General features: G+C 53.0%; 23 protein-coding genes. 16 read left to right on the top strand and 7 right to left on the bottom strand.

The features are described from left to right. Window positions 1–42 precede the first annotated feature (42 nt). The 3 genes from NSS83_RS11900 to NSS83_RS11890 all read left to right on the top strand — a co-directional run bounded on the left by NSS83_RS11900 (window position 43) and on the right by NSS83_RS11890 (window position 2,366). Window positions 43–624 (top strand): TetR/AcrR family transcriptional regulator, encoded by a 582-nt coding sequence (locus NSS83_RS11900; RefSeq protein WP_341184313.1) that lies wholly within the window; start codon window positions 43–45, stop codon window positions 622–624. A gap of 23 nt (window positions 625–647) precedes the next feature. Next, on the top strand, window positions 648–1,277 hold the full coding sequence (locus NSS83_RS11895; RefSeq protein ID WP_341184314.1) for an HXXEE domain-containing protein: 630 nt from the start codon (window positions 648–650) through the stop codon (window positions 1,275–1,277). Window positions 1,278–1,547: 270 nt separating this feature from the next. Continuing rightward, window positions 1,548–2,366: a class I SAM-dependent methyltransferase gene (locus NSS83_RS11890; RefSeq protein ID WP_341184315.1), complete on the top strand. Its 819-nt coding sequence runs from the start codon at window positions 1,548–1,550 to the stop codon at window positions 2,364–2,366. Between the two features lie 86 nt (window positions 2,367–2,452). On the opposite strand, the gene NSS83_RS11885 is transcribed toward NSS83_RS11890, so the two are convergent. The 3 genes from NSS83_RS11885 to NSS83_RS11875 all read right to left on the bottom strand — a co-directional run bounded on the left by NSS83_RS11885 (window position 2,453) and on the right by NSS83_RS11875 (window position 5,255). Then, entirely contained in the window at window positions 2,453–3,418 is a 966-nt protein-coding gene (locus NSS83_RS11885; protein WP_341184316.1) for an MBL fold metallo-hydrolase, read from the bottom strand. 113 nt (window positions 3,419–3,531) lie between these two features. Further along, window positions 3,532–4,689 carry a glycoside hydrolase family 88 protein gene (locus NSS83_RS11880; RefSeq protein WP_341184317.1) on the bottom strand — a complete coding sequence of 386 codons (1,158 nt, stop codon included), beginning with the start codon at window positions 4,687–4,689 and terminating at the stop codon, window positions 3,532–3,534. A gap of 107 nt (window positions 4,690–4,796) precedes the next feature. Then, window positions 4,797–5,255: a hypothetical protein gene (locus NSS83_RS11875; protein ID WP_341184318.1), complete on the bottom strand. Its 459-nt coding sequence runs from the start codon at window positions 5,253–5,255 to the stop codon at window positions 4,797–4,799. Between the two features lie 111 nt (window positions 5,256–5,366). On the opposite strand from NSS83_RS11875, the gene NSS83_RS11870 reads away from it, so the two are divergent. The 3 genes from NSS83_RS11870 (at window position 5,367) to NSS83_RS11860 (ending at window position 7,960) form a co-directional block, all read left to right on the top strand. Continuing rightward, on the top strand, window positions 5,367–6,302 hold the full coding sequence (locus tag NSS83_RS11870) for a LytTR family transcriptional regulator DNA-binding domain-containing protein (protein ID WP_341184319.1): 936 nt from the start codon (window positions 5,367–5,369) through the stop codon (window positions 6,300–6,302). Window positions 6,303–6,407: 105 nt separating this feature from the next. Continuing rightward, complete coding sequence (locus NSS83_RS11865) at window positions 6,408–7,253, top strand: ABC transporter ATP-binding protein (protein WP_036690565.1); 846 nt, start codon at window positions 6,408–6,410, stop codon at window positions 7,251–7,253. After that, window positions 7,250–7,960: an ABC transporter permease gene (locus NSS83_RS11860; protein ID WP_341184320.1), complete on the top strand. Its 711-nt coding sequence runs from the start codon at window positions 7,250–7,252 to the stop codon at window positions 7,958–7,960. The genes NSS83_RS11865 and NSS83_RS11860 overlap by 4 nt, the downstream gene beginning before the upstream one ends. A gap of 177 nt (window positions 7,961–8,137) precedes the next feature. On the opposite strand, the gene fabV is transcribed toward NSS83_RS11860, so the two are convergent. Further along, on the bottom strand, window positions 8,138–9,328 hold the full coding sequence (gene fabV / locus NSS83_RS11855) for an enoyl-ACP reductase FabV (protein WP_341184321.1): 1,191 nt from the start codon (window positions 9,326–9,328) through the stop codon (window positions 8,138–8,140). Window positions 9,329–9,593: 265 nt separating this feature from the next. Between fabV and NSS83_RS11850 the strand changes: the two genes are divergently transcribed. The 9 genes from NSS83_RS11850 (at window position 9,594) to yajC (ending at window position 19,072) form a co-directional block, all read left to right on the top strand. After that, window positions 9,594–10,763: a serpin family protein gene (locus tag NSS83_RS11850; protein ID WP_341184322.1), complete on the top strand. Its 1,170-nt coding sequence runs from the start codon at window positions 9,594–9,596 to the stop codon at window positions 10,761–10,763. 88 nt (window positions 10,764–10,851) lie between these two features. Beyond that, entirely contained in the window at window positions 10,852–11,598 is a 747-nt protein-coding gene (locus tag NSS83_RS11845) for a BofC C-terminal domain-containing protein (RefSeq protein ID WP_341184323.1), read from the top strand. A 468-nt stretch (window positions 11,599–12,066) separates the two neighbouring features. After that, complete coding sequence (gene ruvC / locus NSS83_RS11840; protein ID WP_036690559.1) at window positions 12,067–12,570, top strand: crossover junction endodeoxyribonuclease RuvC; 504 nt, start codon at window positions 12,067–12,069, stop codon at window positions 12,568–12,570. Beyond that, window positions 12,567–13,190, top strand: coding sequence for a Holliday junction branch migration protein RuvA (ruvA, locus tag NSS83_RS11835; RefSeq protein ID WP_341184324.1), 624 nt, complete (start codon window positions 12,567–12,569; stop codon window positions 13,188–13,190). Before ruvC ends, ruvA begins: the two co-directional genes overlap by 4 nt. A 31-nt stretch (window positions 13,191–13,221) precedes the next feature. Further along, window positions 13,222–14,229, top strand: coding sequence for a Holliday junction branch migration DNA helicase RuvB (gene ruvB / locus NSS83_RS11830; RefSeq protein ID WP_036732369.1), 1,008 nt, complete (start codon window positions 13,222–13,224; stop codon window positions 14,227–14,229). Window positions 14,230–14,405: 176 nt separating this feature from the next. Continuing rightward, complete coding sequence (locus tag NSS83_RS11825; RefSeq protein ID WP_341184325.1) at window positions 14,406–16,508, top strand: SpoIID/LytB domain-containing protein; 2,103 nt, start codon at window positions 14,406–14,408, stop codon at window positions 16,506–16,508. Between the two features lie 17 nt (window positions 16,509–16,525). Beyond that, window positions 16,526–17,554 carry a tRNA preQ1(34) S-adenosylmethionine ribosyltransferase-isomerase QueA gene (gene queA / locus NSS83_RS11820; RefSeq protein WP_341348298.1) on the top strand — a complete coding sequence of 343 codons (1,029 nt, stop codon included), beginning with the start codon at window positions 16,526–16,528 and terminating at the stop codon, window positions 17,552–17,554. Window positions 17,555–17,575: 21 nt separating this feature from the next. Then, window positions 17,576–18,712: a tRNA guanosine(34) transglycosylase Tgt gene (gene tgt / locus NSS83_RS11815; RefSeq protein WP_341017307.1), complete on the top strand. Its 1,137-nt coding sequence runs from the start codon at window positions 17,576–17,578 to the stop codon at window positions 18,710–18,712. Window positions 18,713–18,757: 45 nt separating this feature from the next. Next, the gene (gene yajC, locus NSS83_RS11810) at window positions 18,758–19,072 is read left to right on the top strand and encodes a preprotein translocase subunit YajC (RefSeq protein ID WP_036732365.1); all 315 of its coding nucleotides are present in this window, start codon (window positions 18,758–18,760) and stop codon (window positions 19,070–19,072) included. A 191-nt stretch (window positions 19,073–19,263) separates the two neighbouring features. Here yajC and NSS83_RS11805 read toward each other — a convergent pair whose 3' ends face one another. After that, window positions 19,264–20,103 carry a phosphatase PAP2 family protein gene (locus tag NSS83_RS11805; protein ID WP_341348297.1) on the bottom strand — a complete coding sequence of 280 codons (840 nt, stop codon included), beginning with the start codon at window positions 20,101–20,103 and terminating at the stop codon, window positions 19,264–19,266. Window positions 20,104–20,202: 99 nt separating this feature from the next. Next, complete coding sequence (locus NSS83_RS11800) at window positions 20,203–20,595, bottom strand: TIGR04086 family membrane protein (RefSeq protein WP_341184328.1); 393 nt, start codon at window positions 20,593–20,595, stop codon at window positions 20,203–20,205. 198 nt (window positions 20,596–20,793) lie between these two features. On the opposite strand from NSS83_RS11800, the gene NSS83_RS11795 reads away from it, so the two are divergent. Then, on the top strand, window positions 20,794–21,603 hold the full coding sequence (locus NSS83_RS11795) for a DUF421 domain-containing protein (RefSeq protein ID WP_341184329.1): 810 nt from the start codon (window positions 20,794–20,796) through the stop codon (window positions 21,601–21,603). On the opposite strand, the gene spoVB is transcribed toward NSS83_RS11795, so the two are convergent. After that, window positions 21,600–23,201 carry a stage V sporulation protein B gene (spoVB, locus tag NSS83_RS11790; protein ID WP_341184330.1) on the bottom strand — a complete coding sequence of 534 codons (1,602 nt, stop codon included), beginning with the start codon at window positions 23,199–23,201 and terminating at the stop codon, window positions 21,600–21,602. The genes NSS83_RS11795 and spoVB overlap by 4 nt on opposite strands. Between the last annotated feature and the right edge of the window lie 201 nt (window positions 23,202–23,402).

Below are 23,402 nucleotides of genomic sequence, written 5' to 3'. Positions count from 1 at the left end.
AAAATTGTATTTAAACTCAGGGAATATACTTGGAGGTAGCAGATGGAGCCAGACAAAAAGCTGGAAACAAAAGAGAAGATTATGCATGCCACCCTGGAGTTGATTAAACAAGAAGGCTTTGAAAGGATCACTATCAAAAAAATTGCAGAAGCCTCAAACACGAATGTCGCTCTGGTGAACTATTATTTTGGGTCCAAAGAAAACTTGTTTAGCGAATCTACGAAATTGATATTGAACAGCTTTCAGGATACGTTTGCCATACTTGACGACTTCTCTATATCCTCACGGGACAGATTGAGGCGATTTTTACTCGATTATTTGCAGGTGATCCGACAATATCCCGAATTGCTCTCCAGAATCATCTTGATGGGCACTACCATTTTCACCTCCCAGTATGAATATGGATCATTTTTGAATCTGCTGGGGTTTGCTAAGATACAAAATACTTTAAGAGAGATAACCGGTGAACAGCAGCCAGAGCACCTGATGACCATGACGACGCAGATTTTTGGAGCGCTTTTTCTACCGGCCCTTATGAGTCCTATACTTGAAACAGGAGCTTCCGTGAAGATAGCACCTGTAGAGGAGCAGATTGACCTGCTCTTTGCGAGATACTTTCATTAATAAACTCAGATTGAGGTGAGTTAATGAACATTTTAAGAAAGAACTGGCAGGACATCGGACTATTCTTGGGTATTTTAATATGCGTTTATCTCTTATTGAACTGGGGAGAAATACCACGGATAAACAGCATATTATGGTTAAGCTTGGTGGCGATCCTTCTTCACCAGTTTGAGGAATACCGCTGGCCGGGATATTTTCCAGGCATATTCAATAAAGCTTTGTTTAAAAGTGAATCCCCTGACAACTATCCATTAAATAAACAGTCGGCAATGATTATTAATGTGGTTATCGCCTATGTGTTTTACTTGCTTCCTGTATTTTTCCCGTCTGTAGTATGGCTGGGAATGGCACCTGTTTTAATGGGCTTTTTCCAAATCATTTTTCATGGAGTCGTCGTTAATATAAGAGCAAAAAGCATGTATAATCCAGGCTTAGTCTCCGCAATTGTTGTACATTTACCGGTGGGCATCTGGTACATCAACTACGTATATGAGCATCATTTAATAACTCGGTCAGACTGGATTTGGGGTGTAATTTATTTTTGCATAGCTGTTTATCTTTTTATAGTGAAAGGAAATACATGGCTGAAAAACAAAAACTCCATTCACAAATTTTCGCAAAAACAATTAAGGTATTCTCATACTCATAAATAAATAAAGTAGCGGCAGTCAGGAACATTCTTATCGCGTCCTTTGCTGTCGCTGTTTTCATTTCTACCTCAATGTATGCTCTCCCTGTACTTCTCTAGGGGGGTGCTCCAGGAAACAAGGTCGACCCGTCCTGATAGCCTTGTGTGGTTCCCCCAGCGGAGTGTCAGCGGGCTATCCATTTTTCTTTTAATCGTTCTGTGCCTTGCTACCGGTATGAGTGAACCCTTACCATTTTATGTATCACCAAACTTCTGAATCGTGAAAGGAAGGCCGATGTTAACTCAACTATTCTCCCTTGTACGCAATCCTGTGCTTTGGCAGCGCAGTAATGAACCGTTCTGGGATGATGAGCATATCTCCAAAAATATGCTGGAGGCTCATCTGAATCCGGACTGGGAAGCGGCGAGCCGCAGGCACAGAGATATTGATCGTTCAGTGAAGTGGCTTAGCCGTCTGATCCCGCCGGGGAGCCGTATTCTTGACCTTGGCTGTGGACCGGGACTATATACCAAGCGTCTCTCTGAACAGGGGTATAACGTAACGGGACTTGATTTCTCAAGACGTTCCATCGCCTATGCCCAAGAGCAGGATACGCGGAGCCGGTATATCTATCAGAATTATTTGGAGCTGGATTATACCGGAGTGTTCGATAGCATCACCTTGATTTATTGTGATTACGGCGCGCTTACACTAAGTGAGCGAAACACCCTGCTGTCTAAGGTATACCGTGCCTTAAAGCCAGGCGGCCTGTTTATCTTCGATGTGTTCACGCAGAAGACGAATTGGAGTAAGCAGGACAGTACCTCGTGGAGGGTGTATCCATACGGAGGTTTTTGGAATGCTGAACCACATGTATGTCTCGAAGCATCTTATTTCTTTGAGGGGCATACCGTGGAGGCCCGTCAGACTCTGATACTTGCCGATCATGAGCTGCATCATTATTTGATCTGGAATACGGTGTTTACACAGGAGACCCTTGCGGATGAAGTGTTGCCTTGGGGATTCCAACTGGACAGTGTTTACGATGATAGTTGCGGCAGTCCGTATACGGGAGGAGCAGACACGCTATGTTTTGTACTTAGGAAAGGATAGTATGCATAGAAAAAGCAAGAAAAGAAGGGATATGCTCTTCTTTTCTTGCCTCGTCTGGTTATACGATATACGCCGAATGCTCTCGGTTACTCCCCTAAAGCAGTAATCAGGTCATACACCTTATTCAAATTCGTCTTGAAATAGGTTGTGAAGTACCAAGCCCGGTATTCTTCGGGTATTTCGATCTCTTCAATACTCTGCTGATTCTGAGCGGCTTCGGTCACGATGGCGATCATTCTGCTTATGTATCCCTTCACCGCATGAAGCTGTTGCAGGGAGCAGACCTCACCATGCCCCGGTACAATCGTCTCCACGTCCAGCGATTCAACCTGCTCCAGAATATACAGCCATTCCTGAGGATTGGCATTGGCTAGAACAGGGTGGTGGTTCGAGAGTACGAGGTCCCCGATAATGACAATTTTATCTTCTGGTAGGTACACAATAGCATCGCTCTGCGTGTGTCCTCCGCCATATGTAATGAGCTGCGCGCTGCGGTTGCTGCCATGAATGGTCATATGCCGGTCAAAAGTCACGCTCGGTACTGTATGAACCAACTGCGGCAGCATGTTCACGAACTCACGGTCCGTTGCATTCTCCCAAGCCATTTCCTGCTTCAGCTTGCTATCTGTCTCCTGCTCGCCTTGCAATTCCGCTTCCCGGATCGCCTCTAGCATCTTCTCTCTGTTGTTCTGGTACTGGGCTACCCGGTCTCTGGCGAATGTATTCATCGTCTCACGGGTGCCTGATGTTGCAATCAGCTGAGCGTCAGGCACAAATACCTGATTGCCAGTAGTATGATCGCTGTGCCAGTGTGTGTTGATTACATAGGATACAGGGTTCCCTGTGAGATGCTCAGCAGCAGCCTTCAAATCCTGTGCGGCTTCCAGCGTCGCGAATGTGTCCACCACCAAAGTGAGTCCCCCCAGGTCAATAATGGCCGCGTTTGCGAGTGAGCCTGTGCCTGGAACGGCAACCGCTGCAACGGTGCTATCTGCAATATATTGCAGCCGGAAATGCCTGGAGCCTTGAAATGATTCAATCCTGTTCAGCATAGTAATCTCTCCCTTCCAACATGGGAATATACTATACGCTACAAGAGTCCGCTAGACAATATTTTTTTCCATAAAGTAGGATGTGTAATGCTCCACCAATCTGGGATCAAAGGTCAGATCGTTGTATTTTGTGCCGTCCCCCGCTCATACCAATACCCCGGAACACCCCGTTCCAGACGTAGCAGCGCCTCCAGGAAGAAGTAGTCGCCCCAGATCATGAAATCATCCGGGGAGGCGTTGCCTCTGACCGAATAGGAGCCGTGCCGCAGAAATCCCTCTTCTGACGGGTGGCCTGCGGTGAAGTAGCGATTGATCAGCGAGTCCATGGATTTGTTCACGGCGTCACAGAAATAGTCCCGGTCGGGATCATTCTCCGGCAGATGCTCCAGCAGCTCTAAGAGACCGCATACGGTGATGGCGGAAGCGGAGCTGTCGCGCGGGGTGCCTTCCTGCTGCGGGGCATCGAAATCCCAATAGGCCACATGGTCGGCGGGGAGATGCTCCACGAAGTAGCGGGCCATTCTTTTGGAGGCTTCGAGGTAATGAGGCTCCTGGAAGCTGCGGTAGGCGAGAGCGAAGCCGTAGACACCCCAGGCTTGTCCCCTCGTCCAGGTGGAGCCGTCCTGATACCCTTGTGCCGTACCTCCACGAAGGGCATCCCCCGTCTGCTGGTCGAAATAAAAGGTATGGTAAGAAGAGTCGTCGCCCCTCACCAGGAAGCGGCGGCTTGTCTCGGCGTGGATACGGGCAGCCCTGGCATAGACCGGGTCGCCGGTCTGTTCACTGGCCCAACAGAGGAGCGGCAGATTCATCAGGCAGTCGATGATGATCCGTCCGCCGTTGTCTTCATCCCCCTCGGCTCCCCAAGCCTGAAAGAGCTGCGGACCGGGGCGCCAGCGCTTCATTAGCTGGTCCGCTGCCTGCAAGGCGAGCAGGCGCGAGGCTTCATCCTTGTCTGCAATCCAGCGGGCCTTGGCCGACAGTGAGTACAGGAAGCCGATATCGTGGTGATCCAGCGCCTGCCCGTCCAGCATGCGCTGGCGGAAGGAGTCAGTCGCCTGGATGGCGGCGGCATGAATCTCCGGGTCCCGGCTGTATTCATAGCTTAGCCAAAGAATGCCGGGCCAGAAGCCCTCCGTCCAGTTGGTGTGGTCTGTCAGATGATATTTGCCGTCCCCTATACTTACAATCGGAAACCTCTCACCAAATCGCTTCACATTAAGCCGCGTAGTCGTAAGCGTCTGCTCAATCGCCTGCTCCCAGTTCATCATACCCGCCATAACCTCCATAATATCGCTATAGTGTGCTTAACTACATTATAAGCCGATTAAGCTGTAGGTTTGTTGCGCAAAACTATAGTTATATTGCGGATCTGCTATCAACGGAGCTGCCCGTAGACGCTCCAGCTGTTGACTAAATGACCGGCGGCGAACAGACAGGCTGGAACAATGAACAACCAGGATTGGAGCCAAACGCCAAGCAGCAGGAAATAGAGGGCCGGGAAGACGGCCATAGGAACGGGGATGCCCAGCCAGGGCTTGAACAGCGCCGTAAAAGCTCTCCCGCTCCGGAAATAGCGCACCCAGCCGCCGTAGTAAACCAGCAGGCAGAGTGCCATCAGTACAGCGGATACTCCCAGGGTCTGAGCAGAAATCAATCGGCCGAAAAGAATGGGTAGCATGAAGCAGGTAATCTGCCCTGCCCGCTCCAGGAGCGTGAAGACCAGCGGGGCGGAGTTCAAGGAGTCAGGAACACTCCGGGGCGGGAAGAATAGGAATATAAGATTCGGCAGTAATACGAGTAAAGAGATGATAAAACCCAGAGCATGTAGTCCCATCGCAGAAATCCGCCTTCCTCTGTGCAATGATAGTGGCCATACCTGACAAATACATAGCATATCTCTATAATTGCATTATATATCCTAGAGAGCCTGGAGCGGGAGGAAGACATGCAATTTCAACCTATATATGAAGACGGAGAATTAATGATGCCGAAGCTCGAGCTTGATCTGTCAGCGAACCCTTCGGTTGGTATTATCACGGATTTGAGACGCAAGCAACTGTTAATGGAGCAATTGTCCCGGGATTCCGGCAATTATTTGTCATGGGCCGGGCAGAACGAGTATCTGCGGTTGACGGTAGAGGAGCTAATCTCGTTTCTGATCCGGATGTCGGGACGCGAAGAGCGTGCGGCTGTGTTAACTGATTATTTTGCGCTGAAGGAGGAACGTAAGGTCAGATTGATGCAGCTCAGCTCTTCGAAAAGGGTGTATGTGACCCTGCTGCGGGCTTTTTTCGCCCATCAATCCACGCTCGTATTGGAGGAGCCATATTTCTATCTGGAGGAGCAGGACCGCCGCCAGCTGAAGCGGATACTGGATGATCTGTCGCAGCAGAAAAGAATACTCATTCTGACCTCGAATCTGGAGGATGCGCTGATCTCCTGTGATGTCATCTACCGGTTGAGCGGGTCCGGGCTTCATCAGCTGGATATCCGCGATTCGGAAGAGGACAGGCAGGAAGCGCAGAAGCAGGATGAGGCCAACATCACCTTACAGAAGGTCTCGACCAAACGGGAGGATAAGGTGATTTTATTTGACCCGCCCGAGATTGATTTTATTGAAAGTGTAGAAGGCTCTATCCTGGTGCATGTCGGCGGTGAGCATTATGACTGTGCCCTGACCTTGACCCAGCTCGAAGCGCGGCTGCTGAATTTCGGCTTCTTCCGGTGTCATCGGTCTTACATCGTCAATCTGCAAAAGGTGCGGGAGATTATTACCTGGACGAAGAACAGCTACAGTCTGCGGCTGAACACCGGCAAGGAGGCCGTGGTTCCGTTATCCCGCTCCAAGCTGCAGGAACTTAAGGCGCTGCTTAAGCTGTAAAAGGTACCGTTCAGGCCGGAATGGGTACAATTCACCCGGTTTTGGTGGCTGAAAGGCTGGAATCCGGATAACGTTAAGCCATCAACAACTAAAGGATGTGGCGAGATGGCGGTTATTCAGGTAGAGCAGGTCCGCAAGACCTTCGGGGCTAGAGATGCGCTGACAGAGGTGTCCTTCAGTATTCCAAAGGGGGAGATTTTCGGGTTCCTCGGTCCGAGCGGTGCAGGCAAAACCACCTTAATTAAGATTCTGACTGCACAGCTGAAGCCGACTGGCGGAGCGGCCAAAGTCTTCGATCAGCCGGCAGAGGCGATGCAGCAGTCGGCCCAGAAGATGCGTTTTGGTATTCTGACCGATAACAGCGGCCTGTACGAGCGGTTGTCCATAGAGGAGAATCTGGAGCTGTACCGGAAGCTGTACGATCTTCCCCGCTCTGCGGTGGATCAGGTGCTGCAGTTCGTTAATTTGAGCAGTGAGCGCAAGAAGAAAACAAACACGCTGTCCAAAGGCATGCGTCAGCGGGTGATGCTGGCCTGCGCCATTATCCATGAGCCGGAGCTGTTGTTTCTGGATGAGCCGACCTCGGCCCTGGACCCTGTGAATTCAGCGCATATCTATAAAGGCTTACGTTATCTGAACGAGAAGGGTACGACTATCTTCATCACAACGCATGATATGGCGGAGGCGGAGCTGCTCTGTAACCGTGTGGCGATTCTCTATCAGGGACGTATCCAGACCATCGGCTCTCCGCGGGAGCTGAAGCGTCAGCACCGCGAGAATGTGATCCGGGTGGAGCTGACCAGCGGAGAGGCTCATGAGCTTCCGGTGGATGGGGACACGGCGGACCGGATCGCGGATTGGATGAAGCGGGGACTTATTGAACGGGTAGAGACGAAGGAACCGAGCCTGGGTGATATTTTTATCAAAATGACGGGAAGTGAGCTGCTATGAACATCTCCTATAAGCGGGCCAGCGCGATCTTTGTGAAGGATTACAAGGAATTCTCGCGCAATTATGCGCTGTCCATTATGCTGCTGTTTCCGATTCTGTTTGCGCTGCTGTTTAAAAGCGCAGGTACACCCTTGCCGGGAGCCGCCGGACTTCTGTTCAACAGTTCGTTTGTGCTGCTGACCTGCTTCGCTCAAGCCTGCCTGATTGCGGAAGAGAAGGAGCGTAACACGCTGCGGTCCCTTATGATGACTCCGGCTACTACAATGGATGTACTGATGGGCAAAAGCAGTCTGGTCTTTGTCATGTCAGCGGTGGTACTTACCGTTTCTACACTATTGTATGGCTATGAACCAGTAAGTATAGGGGCATTTGTAGCCGCGATTGTTCTTTCCATTGTTCTCTACACGGCAGCCGGGACGATCTGCGGTCTCTATTCCAAAACCTTACTTGATGCTTCCTTATCCATCATCCCGGTAGCCTTCATCTTCATGGGCGCACCGTGGGGGGCTGTATTGGCGAAGAATTATCCAGTATTAGGATTGCTGGACTACATGCCAAGCAGCCAATTAATACATTTGCTGAACCTGAGCCCTGCCGGTTATTCGGCGGCAGAGGTGTGGCCGCCTCTGCTGATTATTGCAGCGTGGACAGCCGTGCTGACGCTTGTGTCTGTGGTGCTGTACCAGAAGCGGCTCCGGGACGAATAGAATGGCGGTGCTGTGCGGATTGTGGCGCAGGCCGCGTCATAGGCCGGATAGAACGCCAAGAAAGCCGCTCCGGGGAGGAGCGGCTTCTTGGTGTATGGGAATTGTGCAGGCGCGCAGGTAATCTTAGACAATCGCATGGTGATTTTGTTCCACTTGCGGCCAGCAAGCATCAGGCTTTTACACCATATTAGGAATCTCTACGGCAGGGTCTGTCTCAGCTTCATAGTCTACACCCTCGGTACGGAAGCCGAACAGATGGAAGAAGTCGTCCTGATAGCCTGCCAGATCCGCCAGCTCCGGCACATTAGCGGTCTCCAGCTCATTCCAGCGTCTCATGACCTCGATCTGTACATCCTCGCGCATCTCCCAGTCGTCAATGCGGATCAGGTGGCTGCCGTCCGCAGCGGCTTCACCGCCGTTATACAGATGGTCTGCGAACAGACGGTACATCTGCTGGATGCAGTTCTCGTGCAGATCCTTCTCCTTCATAACTCTGTACAGGGCGGAGATATACAGCGGCACTACCGGGATAGCCGAGCTGGACTGGGTAACCAGTGCTTTATTCACGGATACGAAGGCCCGGCCTCCGGTGGCGGAGAGCTGCTCGTTCAAGGCAATGGCGGTCTGCTCCAGATGGTTCTTCGCCTGGCCGATGGTTCCGTCCTTGTAGATAGGATGCGTAATCTTGGGTCCGATATAAGAGTACGCTACGGTAGTTGCTCCGTCTGCAAGCACACCGGCCTCCTGCATCTGGCTGATCCACATGCCCCAGTCTTCTCCGCCCATCACGGCGATGGTCTGGCGGACTTCATCCTCTGTAGCCGGTTCAATGGTAACGGTGGAGACCTCTCCGGTGTGGAAGTTCATCGTCTTATTCGAATAGGCTTGGCCTACCGGCTTAATCACCGAGGAGAACACTTCTCCGGTTACAGGATGGGTGCGGCGCGGGGAGGCTACGCTGTACACGACCAGATCAACGGTGCCGAATTCGGCTTTGATCAGCTCGATTGTTGTGGTCTTGATGGCGTCAGAGAAGGCATCGCCGACGATGCTGAAGGATTTCAGCCCCTGCTTGGCCGCTTCCCGTTCAAAGGCAACAGAATTGTACCAGCCTGCGGAGGCGGTGCGGGTGCCTTCAGCAGCCTTGTCGAAGAAGACGCCGATGGTGTTCGCGCCCGCGCCAAAGGCAGCGGCAATCCGCGAAGCCAGTCCATAGCCTGTGGAAGCGCCGATGACCAGCACGTTCACCGGGCCGGTAAGCTTCTTTTGCGACCGTACATAATCGATCTGTTCCTGTATTTGTCCGGCACATCCCTCCGGGTGAGCTGTTGTACAGATAAAGCCGCGTGTTTTTGGCTGAATAATCATCAAGGATATCCCCTTTGTTTTAGTTTTTAACTTTTTTCGTTAATATAGAGTATAGCAAATGATGGCATAGAAAGATAAGCCTTCAATATAATGAATAGCAATTTTGTATGCCTGCCGGTAAGAATTTGCAACATTTCCCAATCCGCAGCGTCAGTGGGTAGAGAGGCTACGGAGAATTCAGGGAGGGCTTGGCATGCGCAAAAGATTATCCGCACTTATACTAACCGTGCTGCTCTTGGGCGGCTGTAGCGAAGGAGGTTCGGACATGAATTACGCGGAAAGACAGGCTGCCGCAGCAGCGGTCGATTCGGGGCTGGCTGAGAGCAGCAACCAATTGGGCGTGAAGCTGTTCAGCCAATTATGGAAGCAGGGGAGCGGGAACCTGACGATATCCCCTTACAGTGTCGCTGCCGCTCTGGCCCTGGCTTATAACGGCAGTGCCGGCGAGACGGCAGAGGAACTGGGGAAGCTGCTGGGCTACGTGCCGGACGAAAGAAAGAAGCTGAATACCGGCCATCAGTCATTAATGAAGCTCTTGATTCATGGAGGACCGGGCGTAGAGGTGGAGATAGCGAATTCAGTCTGGGGTATGAAGGGGCTGCCGCTGCGCAAGGACTACCTGGGGACCGGTAAGGATTTCTATGATGCACAGATTAAGACTACGGATCTGGCTGCAGAGAAGTCTGTGAAGGAGATTAACGGATGGGTGGCAGACCATACGGGGGACAAGATTCAGGAGATGCTCACGAAGCCGCCCGGACCGCAGGCTGTGGCCGTTTTGGTCAACGCGCTGTATTTCAAAGCCGTCTGGAAGGATGTGTTCGAGGAAGAGGCTACGAAGCAGGCGGACTTTTATCCAACGGACGGACCGGCAGTGCAGGTGATGATGATGAAGCGGAGCGGTATGTTCGGGTATGCAGCTCATGAGGATTGGCAGGCGGTGAAGCTTCCTTACGGAGAGGGACAGATGGAGATGGTAGTGGTCCTCCCAGGTGAGCAATCTTCGCTCGCGGAGCTTGTTAGTCATCTGGAGCAGGGGGCTCTGCTACGGAATGAGGATTTCTCCAGTTCCCGGGGGACGCTGCTGCTGCCAAGGTTCACGGCCAGCTATGGGACAGAGCTCTCCAAGGCGCTGCAGGCGCTGGGCGCTATGCTTGCCTTTGATCCAGAACGGGGGGATTTCTCCCTTATGGCGGATCTGGACAGCCCGATTTATGTGGAACAGGTCATCCACAAAACCTATATTGATGTGAACGAGCGGGGAACGGAGGCGGCGGCTTCCACTGTAGTTGGTTTGCGTGCCGGATCAGCACCGCCTGTAGACGCGCCCTTCGAAATGAATGTCAACCGGCCGTTCCTGTTCATGATCCGGGACAGGCAGACCGGAGTGGTGCTGTTCCTGGGGGCGATTGAGAATCCGCAGAGTGCGGGTTGAATTCAAGCTGGGATGAATTTCAAGCATTAACGCATAAATGATCCCTTCACAGGTCACAATAGGAAAAAACCAGAATGAAGGGATTAACGTGAATGCTTTTCACCTGAAAAAACAACTGTGGCGGCGGTGGAGACGCTGGAAAAAAGCTCCCTGGGTAGGGGCGGCCTGCCTGGTGCTGACGCTGCTCGCCTGGCGCGGCATGCAGGTTCCGGAAGAGATCAGCACGCTGCTTAATTCTTCGTCATTCCTGAGCGGCAGCGCAGGGCAGAACCTGGAGCCCGGAAGCAGCTTACCGGCTGTAGCCGCCGTATATATCCATACAGACGATGATACCGAAGATGATGCCGCCATGATGAACAGTCAAGAGCTGCTGAAGGCTGTGGGCAAGGAAGCCATCAGCAGAACGGTGCATCTCAAGACCCTCTATGTAGCCGGAGAAGAAGTGCAGACCCTGCCCGGCAAGCAGACTCCGGCCCAGCTTAACGAGCTGATTGTCCGGCATGCGGGCTGGAGCGGCTGGATTAGCCGGGAGGGGGACCTGTGGCTGGAGCAGCGGGTTAATGACCTGTCGCCGCTGACCAAGAAAGAAGCCTACTTCGGAGTGGACGAGCAGGGCAACCTGACCTTGTTCCAAGGACCGCCCGAGGCGGAGCGGGTCATGAAGACTTTTTTCCAGATGGATATGGGCTCGATCAAATCCTCTCTGCCCAAGGGAATCTGGGAGCAGCTTCATCAGGGCATCCGGGTACAGGATCTGGAGGAGTACAACAGCGTGCTCTCTACCTTCAGCGACTATGCGAGGGACTCCTCGGAACAGGTGATGCATGCAGAGTGAGGGAGACTATAGAATTTGCAGCAGTAGCATGAAGACTCGCGGCGCGAAGTGGCCTGCGGGTCTTTTTGTGCGTGGAATGAAAGGGATAAATCCTAGAGAGGTAGCGCCAAGTGCGGCTAAAGGAGCGTAGTGAAGAGCACAAGTGCACCTGAATCCCGGGAATGTTAGCTAAATGAGCAAATGAGGAGCACAAGTGCACCTGAATCCTGGGAATGTTGGCTAAATGAGCAAATGAGGAGCATTAGTGCACCTGAATCCCGGGAATGTTGGCTAAATGAGCAAATGAGGAGCATTAGTGCACCTCTATCTCCTGAGCCCTGACATGTAGACAAACAATAGCGTTTCAAATCCCCAGGGACAAACTTTTTGTCTCCCGGGGAATTTTTTTTGCTATAATGGGTGGAAGGAATACATATGTTCGCTTTAGGGCCGGATTATCCGCCCGGGCATAGGGGAGAGAGAAGGATCTTGCGCATTTTGGGGATTGATCCGGGGCTGGCGATTGTCGGCTTTGGCTTCGTAGATAAGGTTGGCAACAAATTAACACCGGTCCAATACGGCTGTATCCAGACCGAGGCACATACCCCGGAAGAAGAGCGTCTGCTGCATGTCTATGAAGGCATGGTACAGCTGATAGATAAATATAAGCCGGATGCGGTAGCGGTAGAGAAGCTGTTCTTCAGCCGCAATGTGACCACGGCTCTGCCGGTGGCGCAGGCACGCGGGGTGCTGATTCTGGCAGCCGTGCAGCGCGGGCTTCCGGTGGCAGAATACACCCCAATGATGGTGAAGCAGGCTGTAGTCGGTTACGGCAAGGCGGAGAAGAAGCAGGTGCAGGAGATGGTCAAGCTGCTCTTGAAGCTGACGGCTGTGCCGAAGCCCGATGATGTGGCGGATGCGCTGGCGGTGGCGGTATGCCATGCCCATTCCGTGAGTCTTAATTCCAAATTAAATGAGGTATTGCGAAAATGATAGATTTTCTTAGAGGGCCGGTTGCACATTTGGAGCCGGAATATGTTGTGCTGGATGTGCAGGGCGTGGGGTACCGGGTATTTTGCCCGAACCCGTATGCTTTTGCCAAGACTGAGGGTCCGGTGACTGTGTTCATTCATTATCAGACCCGCGAGGATGCTACGCTTTTATTCGGATTCCCGTCACGTGAGGAGCAGAGGCTGTTCCGCAAGCTGATTGAGGTGTCGGGCATCGGCCCGCGTGTAGCGCTGGGCATTCTGACGGGCGGAACGCCGGACCAGCTGATCGCAGCCATCTATCAGGAGAATATTACTTTCCTGACGAAGCTGCCGGGGATCGGCAAGAAGACGGCGCAGCGGATGATTCTGGATCTGAAGGACAAGCTGGACGGCTTCGGCGGGGCAGCCTTGCAGACGGGATTGTTCGCAGTGGCTGCTGAAGCACAGAGTAAGGCAGAGGCGCTCCCGTGGGAAGAAGCCCGGGATGCGCTGAAGGCGCTTGGTTACACTGATGCCGAGCTGGACCGGGTGTACTTGAAGATGAAGCAGGAAGGCACGGATACCGGACCGGTAGATGTGCTGATGAAGAAGGCGCTGGGGCTGCTGTATATCGCCAAATAGGATAGGTCCCTGAAGAACGGAGTGAGGAAGAATGGATGACCGGATTATATCGGCTAATCTGATGATGGACGAGCAGGCGGTGGAATTAAGTCTGCGCCCCCGTTATCTGGGTGAATATATCGGCCAGAACCAGGTGAAAGAGAACCTGAAAATATATATAGAAGCGGCCAAGATGCGCAGTGAAGCACTGGATCATGTTCTGCTCTACGGACCTCCGGGTCTCGGCAAAACGACGCTGGCCAATATTATTGCCAACGAGCTGGGAGTCAATCTGCGGACCACCTCCGGCCCGGCAATTGAACGGCCCGGCGATCTGGCGGCGCTGCTGACGAACCTTCAGGAAGGCGATGTGCTGTTCATTGACGAGATTCACCGTCTGCACCGGACGGTGGAGGAGGTCATGTATCCGGCGATGGAGGATTTCGCGCTGGATATTATGATCGGCAAGGGGCCGAGCGCACGGTCGGTCCGGCTCGATCTGCCGCCCTTCACGCTCATTGGGGCGACGACACGCGCGGGACTGCTGTCTGCTCCGCTGCGTGACCGCTTCGGAGTGGTCAGCCGGCTGGAGTATTACACCATTGATGAACTAAGCTTCATCGTGGCTCGCAACGCTGAACTGCTGGGCATCGAGATTCTGGGCGATGCAGCGGAAGAGATTGCCCTGCGGGCCCGGGGAACACCCCGGATTGCCAACCGTCTTCTGAAGCGGGTACGCGATTACGCTCAGGTCCGGGGCGACGGGATTATCACCCCGGAGATTGCTGCCGAATCGCTGAAGATGCTCCAGGTGGACCCCCGGGGACTGGACAGCATCGACCATAAGATGCTGCAATCCATGATCAGCTCCTTCCGAGGCGGGCCTGTTGGACTGGATACCATCGCCGCTACGATAGGCGAAGAGAGCCAGACCATTGAGGATGTATACGAGCCTTATCTGCTGCAGATCGGTTTCTTGCAGCGTACGCCGCGCGGCCGCATTGTTACGCCTGCGGCATATCATCATCTTGGCCTTCCGCTTCCTCCGCAGCAGAATTGATTGCTGAGAATCCTGCCCGTAGTGCAATATCTTGCGTATGATCTGGGCTACATTTAGCCGATATTCAGCTTATATTTAGCCTATAAAAGGTCCAAATGTTCACCACAGCGACAACCAAGCTGCAATTCAAATCTTAAGTGCGTGTTCATAACATTAATATTTATAGGAGGCCTACAATGAAACTTGCGAAGTGGACAACAACAGGAATCGGGCTGCTGGGCCGTGGGGCGCTGGCTGCATTGCTTGCAGCAGGCAGTCTGCTCATTCCGGCAGATCACGCCCGCGCCGATTCCGGCGGGCCCATCCGGGTTGCACTGTATGCTGACATTGGCAGCAAATATAAATCTACCGTACCGCTGGTAACCCTGCAGTCCGAGCAGAGCTTCAGCTTGCTTCCGGCAGCCGGCGGCAGCCCGTTATTGTCGGTTCCGGCCCAGAACAAGGTCCGTGTCAGTCTGGACGGGTTCCGGGTGAAGGTGCTGGAGACGCCAAGCTGGCAGACCGCTGCGGATGCAGCGAAGAAGCTCCAGGCTGGCTCCAATAAGCCGCAGATCTTTATGGCTGCAAGAGGCGGAGCTAAGGTATATCAGCTATATACCGGAGGCTATGCCAGTGAGGGTGCAGCCAACAACGGGCTGAGTTCAGTCCTCAAAGCCGGTCTGGCGATTCCAGACGGGCAGACCCCGGCGGTGGCCGGAACCAAGCATCTGTCTGCGGGCTCCTACGCTACACTTGAGGAAGCCCAGGCGGTAGTGAGCAGTCTGACCACAGCCGGCTTAGATGCCTGGCCGGTATTCATATCCGGTGAGGGCGGCAGTGCGCGGACCGAGGTATGGGTAGGCGAGGCGTCAAGTGACAGCGAGCTTGCGGCGGTCTCTGCTTCGGCTGCTGCGCTGCTTCCTCAGCTTTCTCTGACGCCTGTGGCTCCGGGTGCACCCGGAGTAATGATCCGCATGGACGCAGGGCTTGATTTCAACAGCGAAGTCCAAGCCTTTCATTATCTGTTATCCGGAAGTAATGCAAAGTTCATTTTGTCCGGCAATGATAAGGGAATTATGCTTACAGAAAGGTCCAAGCGGATCTACCGCGGCGATATGGAGCTTGGCAATCTGAATGGTTCATTGTCTGTCATTAACGTGGTTCCGCTGGAGCAATATCTGTATGCGGTAGTGGGGGGAGAGGTATCCTCCGGCTGGCCGGAGGAGGCGCTGAAGGCCCAGGCTGTAGCGGCACGCAGCTACGCGTTGTCCCAAGGGAACCGCTTCGATGTTGCCAATGTGGTGGATACAACGCTCAGCCAGGTCTATAACGGCATCGGTGCAGAAGCCCCCACAATCATCAAGGCGGTTGATGCAACCGCAGGTGAAGTGCTGCAGAGCGGCGGCAAGGTCGTAGAGGCGGTATTCTCCTCGAACAGCGGCGGCGTTACGGCTGACCCGTCGGAAGTATGGAACAGCGGCGGCAACTATGCCAGTGTGGCCAGCGCAGAGGATGTGGCTGCGGTGGGTTCAGCCAAGAAGTGGTACTATGTACTGCTGGACAGCGGCGTCTCCGGCTATGCCCGGGAAGATAACATCAAATTAACAGGCGAGAAGACAGCCGCAGGGCTCCCCATTGCTACAGCCACAGCCAAGGATGTGAATATCCGGCCGCTGCCTGTCATTGACAGCAGTGCTGCTTCGGCAGGCAAGCTGAATCCCGGCCAGAACGCCGTAGTGCTGAATCAGGTCTATGAATCCGGTAGTTACAGCTGGATCAAGGGTCCCTATTCTTCGGCCGAGCTGCTGAAGAGCCTGGCTGGCAAGACCAGCGGCACTCTGCCCTCTTCCATAACCACTCTGGAGGTTACCCGGCGCGGGCCATCGGGAAGAGCAGTGGAGGTCAAGGCGAACGGCCAGATCCTGCAGGTGAAGTACCCGGATCTGTTCCGTTCCTCCTTCGGCGGATTGCCCAGCACCTTGTTTGATATTGTACCTGCCGGAAGTTATACTGTATTAGGCGCTGACGGCTCTACAGCTGCTATCGGCAGCGCAAGCTCGGCCGGAGTGCTGTCTGCTTCGGGACAAGTGACGTCCAGCGGCAGCGGAACGGTTGTGATGGGCGCGGATCAGACCGCAAGAGTCGTGACCGGCAGTCCGGGCTTCTATTTCATCGGCTGGGGATACGGGCACGGACTCGGCATGTCCCAATGGGGCGTGAAGGGAATGGCCGACAAAGGGTATGATTATAAGCAAATATTGCAACACTATTTTAATAACGTTACTATAATTAAGAATTAAGGAATGAAGATCCTATTATGAATGTTGAACTTTATGATTTCAATTTGCCGGAGGAGCTGATTGCCCAGACTCCGCTTGCCGACCGCAGTTCATCCAGACTGCTGCTGGTAGACAAGGAGAACGGGCAACTGGACCACGGTCATTTCACGGATATACTGGGGCAGTTCCGCCCGGGCGATACGCTTGTACTTAATGATACACGGGTTATTCCCGCCAGACTATTCGGAGTCAAGGAAGATACCGGAGCCAAGGCCGAGGTCCTGCTGCTTAAGAATCTGGAGGGCGACCGCTGGGAGGCGCTGGTGAAGCCCGGCAAGAAGCTGAAGACCGGAGCGGTCATCGTCTTCAGCGAAGAGCTTCGTGCCGTGATTGAAGATGAGGCGGATATGGGCGGGCGGACACTCCGCTTCATCTATCAGGGGATTTTCCAGGAGATTCTGGACAGGCTCGGCTCGATGCCGCTCCCTCCTTATATCAAGGAAACCCTGGATGACCGTGAGCGCTATCAGACCGTGTATGCCCGGCATGAAGGATCGGCGGCAGCGCCGACAGCCGGACTGCATTTCACCACAGAGCTGCTGGAGCAGATTGCAGCCATCGGTGTGAATATCGTCTATATCACACTCCATGTCGGTCTGGGGACATTCCGTCCGATGTCTGTCGAGACCGTAGAAGAGCATGTCATGCATGCCGAATATTTCGAGCTGTCCCAGGCAGCGGCGGATGCGCTTAATGAAGCCAGAGCAAGGGGCGGAAGAATAATAGCTGTAGGCACAACCTCCTGCCGGACCCTGGAGACCGTAGGCAGACAATGCCAGGACGGGCCGATTGAGGCCTGCAGCGGCTGGACGGATATTTTTATCTATCCGGGTTATGAATTCACTATTGTTAATGCACTGATCACCAATTTCCATCTGCCCAAGTCAACCTTGGTCATGCTGGTAAGCGCTTTGGCTGGCCGGGAGCTGATTCTCGCTGCGTATGAAGAAGCGATTAAGCAACAGTACCGGTTCTTTAGCTTCGGCGATGCAATGTTCATTTATTAAGCAAGAGGAAGGGTTAAACTAATGGCAGCCATCACTTACGAACACATTAAGACATGTAAGCAATCCGGAGCACGGCTCGGAAGAGTCCATACCCCGCACGGAATTATTGAGACACCAACCTTCATGCCGGTGGGCACCCAGGCTACTGTCAAGACGATGAGTCCTGAAGAGCTTAAGCAGATGGAAGCGCAGATTATTCTGAGCAATACGTACCATCTGTTCCTTCGTCCGGGTCATGAGATTATCGGCGAAGCGGGCGGCCTGCATAAGTTCATGAACTGGGACCGCCCGATCCTGACTGACAGCGGCGGCTTTCAGGTATTCTCCCTGAGCGATATGCGTAAGATCACCGAAGAAGGGGTTCATTTCCGCTCCCATCTGAACGGGGACAAGAAGTTTCTGTCTCCCGAAGTCGCTATGGAGGTCCAGAATGCGCTCGGTTCCGATATTATGATGGCCTTCGATGAATGCCCGCCTTATCCGGCAGAATATGAGTATGTGAAGAAATCGCTTGAACGCACTACTCGCTGGGCCGAACGCTGCCTCAAAAGTCATGCCCGTCCGAATGACCAGGGACTGTTCGCTATCGTACAGGGAGGCATGCATGAGGATCTCCGCCGGCAGAGCGCGGCTGATTTGACTTCCATGGATTTCCCGGGGTATGCTATTGGGGGACTCAGCGTCGGAGAGTCCAAGCAGCTTATGTATGAAGTGCTGGATTACACGGTTCCGCTGCTGCCGCAAGGGAAACCGCGCTATTTGATGGGCGTTGGTTCACCGGATGCGCTGCTGGAAGGGTCAATCCGCGGAATAGACATGTTCGACTGTGTTCTGCCTACCCGTATTGCCCGTAATGGAACAACCATGACCAGTCAGGGGAGACTCGTCGTGCGTAACGCCCAGTATGCCCGTGATTTCGGGCCGCTGGACCCGGAGTGTACCTGCTACACCTGCCGGAACTATTCCCGTGCTTATCTGCGTCATCTGATTAAGGCCGATGAAACCTTCGGCTTGCGGCTGACAACGTACCATAACTTACACTTCCTGCTGGAATTGATGCGTAAAGTGCGTGAAGCCATCATGGAAGATCGGCTGCTTGATTTTCGCGATGAGTTTTTTGCACAATACGGATTATATGATAATCTAAAAGGCTTCTAGAGCGTACGGAGTGTTCATGTTTATTCTTGAAAGGGGGGAAATGATATGTCACAGTTTTATATGGCAGCAGGTACAGGCGGCGGAGGCAGTATTCTGGGTCTTGTAGGTCCTTTTGTACTGATGTTTGTCGTGTTCTACTTCCTGTTGATTCGTCCGCAGCAGAAGAAGACCAAGGCACGCAACGGAATGCTCAAAGCGCTGAAGAAGGGCGATAAGGTAGTTACCATCGGCGGTCTGCACGGAACGATCATGGAGATTTCGGATGACATCGTTATTCTGCGGGTTAATGATGTGACCCGATTGACATTTGACCGGGGTTCGATCAGTCACGCGGTTGTGGAAGTAGAAGACAAGATGTAATAGTCTCTCTGCTAACTTACATAAAAATCGGCGTATCTCTTAGGAGATACGCCGATTTTTTTTAAATACATGAATTTTTATGGTTCACACTGTACATTATCCTTCTATTTCTCGCTGAAACGGTACCATCCTTTAAAAGGATGGCAAAGCCGTTTCTACTTGTATGCTTTTCAAGTGCTGAAATGATTGCATTACCGTGTGTTGGTAACCCGGCCCCGCACTCTCAAGCCTTGTTCCCCGCTGCGCAGGGTGAGCTTGGCAAGCGGTACGGCGATAGCCGTAGACAGCACAGCCAGCAAGGTGCCGCCAATCATGTCGGTCAGCCAGTGAATGCCGAGATAGAAGATTCCAAATACGATAATAACGGCTGAGATTGTACTGATCACCATCCAGCGGCGGTTGCCGGAACGGTAAGCGAGCAGAGCCATGGATACGGAGATAGCGGTATGCAGGCTCGGGAAGCAGTTATTGAGGCCGGATAGCGGCCGGTATTCCTGTTCAAACTTCGGGAAAACGTCGAGCATGATGAATCGGACCCCGGCAGGCGCATAGGACCATACCTCGTTAACCGGAAAGTACAGATAGAACGGAATAGCGATAGCATAGGTTAAAATAATGGTGTAGCAGGTCGCATAGAGGATCACACGGTTTTTGTCCAGCAGATAGATCCCGAGCGAGGCCGCCAGCACGGCTTGCAGCATGAAGATATAGAAGAAGACAATAACCGGGGTCAGCCAAGGTGCGTAGAACAGCTCTTGAACCATCCGGACGAAATGCCCCTCCAGGCCAAATACAAAACCTGTGTAATCTGCGGTCAACCGCATCTTCTCTTCGATCTGCAGCTCATATTTATTCAGGGCAAGAATGCTGAACATTCCTATAATAATGAGAGCGAATTTATAGGACCTCAGCAGCTCTCTCCCGATTTCAACTAAGGCCATCAGCGGATTGCGCCGTGCGCCGATCCAGATTAAGATCACAACAATGGCAACGGTATATACAACTACAAGATTCATGGACTGATACAGCAAAGCATTCGAAGCCTCCTTGATAATCGCTCATATGAAGTCAGACATAGGTAGTGTACCATATTTTCAAGGGAAGGTTTCAATTTTCGAAAATTATATTAATTAGGATTTCTGTAAATTAACTCCAAACATTCCTCCGAGTGCGCTGATGCCTGCAGCCGCCAGAACCCACAGGAAGTCCATTCCTCCGGGTGAACTGTCAAGCGCGAGAAATCCGATCAGGAGCACAGCCAGTCCGTATAACATGCCTGTGAGTCCTCCTTGGTACCAGCCTCTGCGGACGGCTCTGCTGCCTGCGGTCAGGCCTCCGAATGCGGCAGCGACGCCGTGCACAATATAGGTGTACATAGTGAGGTCCTGTTCCTGCAGTCCGCTGCCCCAGAGCAGGAGGGAGAGGATGAACGCACCCAGCATCATCCACAGGAACGAGCGGATTAAACCCGATAATACCGGACTAGATATTTTCCATGAGAATAGACGCCTGATCAGAGACATGGTAAAACCCCCTAAAAGTTTGTTAACCGGATACTAATTATTGTATGGGGAGGCTTGCCCCAATAGTACAAGAATAGGCGGTATGACTTTTACCAGTAATTAAGCAGCCGTTTTCCGAATGTTCCCCTTACGGTCAGGTCAGAATAGGGGTACATTAATCCCTCTTCGGGGGAGTAGCGGAAGGGGAGCGAAGAGAATATGTTCCAGCATATTACGACCCATGTCTTTCTGACCGTGCTGATGTATATCTTCATTTTCCTGAGCATGCGCATCATGGGCAAACGTGAAATCGGCAAGCTGTCTGTATTTGACCTGACCATTTCCATCATGATTGCCGAAATCGGTGTCTTTGTAATTGAGGATATCGAGCGCCCCATCTATGATGGTATTGTGCCTATGGCGACCCTGGTGCTGATTCAGGTTATCGTCGCACAGCTCAGTCTGAAGAGCCGGAAGCTGCGTTTATTGGTGGATGGCAGACCCAGCATCCTGATTTCGGACGGGAAGATTCACCGGGGCGAGATGCGCAGGCAGCGGTATAATATTGATGATTTGCTATTGCAGCTCCGCGGGCAGAATATTGTCAGTCCGGCTGATGTGGAGTTCGCGATCCTGGAGACAAGCGGGCAGTTAACCGTAATTGAGAAGAATGCCAACGTCACTTCATCCAATCAGTCGGGCAACAGCAGCTCCGGCGCAGAGCGGAAGGAGAAGAACGGAGATAGCCAGAAGGAATCCGGCGATGCTGAATCATCCGGCGGTGACTCTGCTTCCGTGAAGCTGCCGAAGCATAAGATCCGTTATGAAGGGCTGCCGATTCCCCTGATTATGGACGGGAAGGTGCAGGACAGCAATCTGGAGATGATCGGCAAGAACCGCTTCTGGCTAAGAACGCAGATCCGGCAGAAGGGGGTCTCTGATTTCCGGGATGTCTTCCTGTGCTCCGTGGACCATAAGGGGGAGCTCTATATTGCCCCGATCAATCCGGATAAAGGGAAGCAGACCTAACTGCGCCAGCGTCTGAAAAAGGGCACCCGTTCCAGGTCGCGTCTGGAGATCAGCCCGGATAACAGGCAGATGCTTAGATAGATGGCCATACCACAAGTACCAGCGGCCAGGAATTGTATCCACTGCGACTGTGAGATTGGAACAGACGTATAGACATACGACATTCCGGCGGCCATGATGACCGTAGCGGCCAGGATTTTGAGCGGGTCCGACCAGCGTAGGGACATGGCGGTCAGCTTGACCACACTGTAGCCGTGCAGAAGCGTGACAAGCAGGCTGTTAACCATAATGGCGATGATAGCGCCCAGAATGCCGTATTCGGGGCGGGAGGCCAGCAGGAGAATCAGCAGGATTTTGACTATAGCTCCTATCAGCGTATTGATCAGTGCCTTGCCCGGCCGGTCCATAGCCTGAAGGGCTGCTTGCAGCGGGGCCTGCACGTAGAGGAATACTGCGAACGGAGCCATCATTCTAAGCATAGGGGCTGTATCCGCCGCATTGCCGTACATTAGTGTACAGAGCGGTACGGCAAGAATATACATAACGGCAGCAAACGGGGCACCGGTCACCATGGCGAGCCGCAGGGCCTGGTGCATTCTTTTGTGAATCGTGGGCAAATCGTTGCGGGCGGCGGCCTCGGATAAGGAAGGGACGAGGGAGACGGCCAGCGAGGAGCTTAGCACACCCGGCAGCAGCAGCAGCGGAATCACCATTCCCTGCAAGGAACCATATTGTGCGGTTGCGGCGGCGGCTGCGATTCCGGCAAGCGCGAGGCTGCGCACGGTAATAATGGATTCCAGAAGGTAAGAGAATGAGCCGATCAGTCGTCCGGCGGTAACCGGTATTGAAATACCGATCAGACGCTTAAATACAGGTGTAGTTGTCTGCCCAGGCTCGCGTCCGGCATTGCCTTGTGTATTCTGAACAGTCACATCTACGGAAGGCGGGGGTTCAGACCTGTCTTTTTTGTCGTTAAAATAATATTGCCCCAGCAGGGCCAGCATTCCGGCGATCTCCCCCACGGTTACACCCAGCATCGCACCCGCAGCGGCAAAGGCGATTCCCTTCGGCAGCAGCATCCAGGAGAACCACAGCATGAAGAAGATCCGGATGACCGATTCCAGCACGGAGGAGAAGGCCGAGGGAATCATGTTCTGTCTGCCTTGAAAGTATCCCCGGTAGATGGATGAGACGGCGACGATGGCGATCATGGGGGTCATGCTGACGAAGGTGTAATAGACACGCCGGTCCGTCAGGAGAACGCTGGATACCCAGGAGGCGCTGAACAGGGCGACGAAGGTGAACACAATGCCCAGCGACAGGCTGAGGGCAAGGCCGGTTTGCAGAATTTTGCGGGACTGCTCCGGGCGGTTCTCCCCTTCGGCTTCTGCAACCAGTTTGGCAATGGCCAGCGGGATTCCTCCCGTAATTACCGTAATAAGCACAATGAAAAACGGGTATCCAAGCTGATACAGACCCACCCCTTCAGCGCCGATGATCCGGGGCAGGGCAATCCGGGGAATGAAGCCAAGCATCCGGTTAATGATACCGGCGAGCAGCAGGATGATCGTTCCTTGTATAAAGGTCTGTTTCCTCACAGGGCACTCCTTCTTCCTACATATGAGATGAAACTGCAAGTGAATTACCGCCATAATCAAGCAAGGCTTGTATAAGGATATGCCGGTACAGGTGCGCTGCATGACAAGCATTCCATAGACAAGTTTTTTGGCCGAAAGCAGGAAAGTATGAGCGCAGGGTCGAATACGTACCACTGAGCATACGTAATTGAGGAATCTTTG

The organism is Paenibacillus sp. FSL H3-0469 (assembly GCF_038051945.1).
Classification (GTDB): Bacteria; Bacillota; Bacilli; order Paenibacillales; family Paenibacillaceae; genus Paenibacillus_AQ.
Note: the sequence above shows the minus strand (reverse complement) of the source record. Positions and strands in the feature narration are given on the sequence as shown.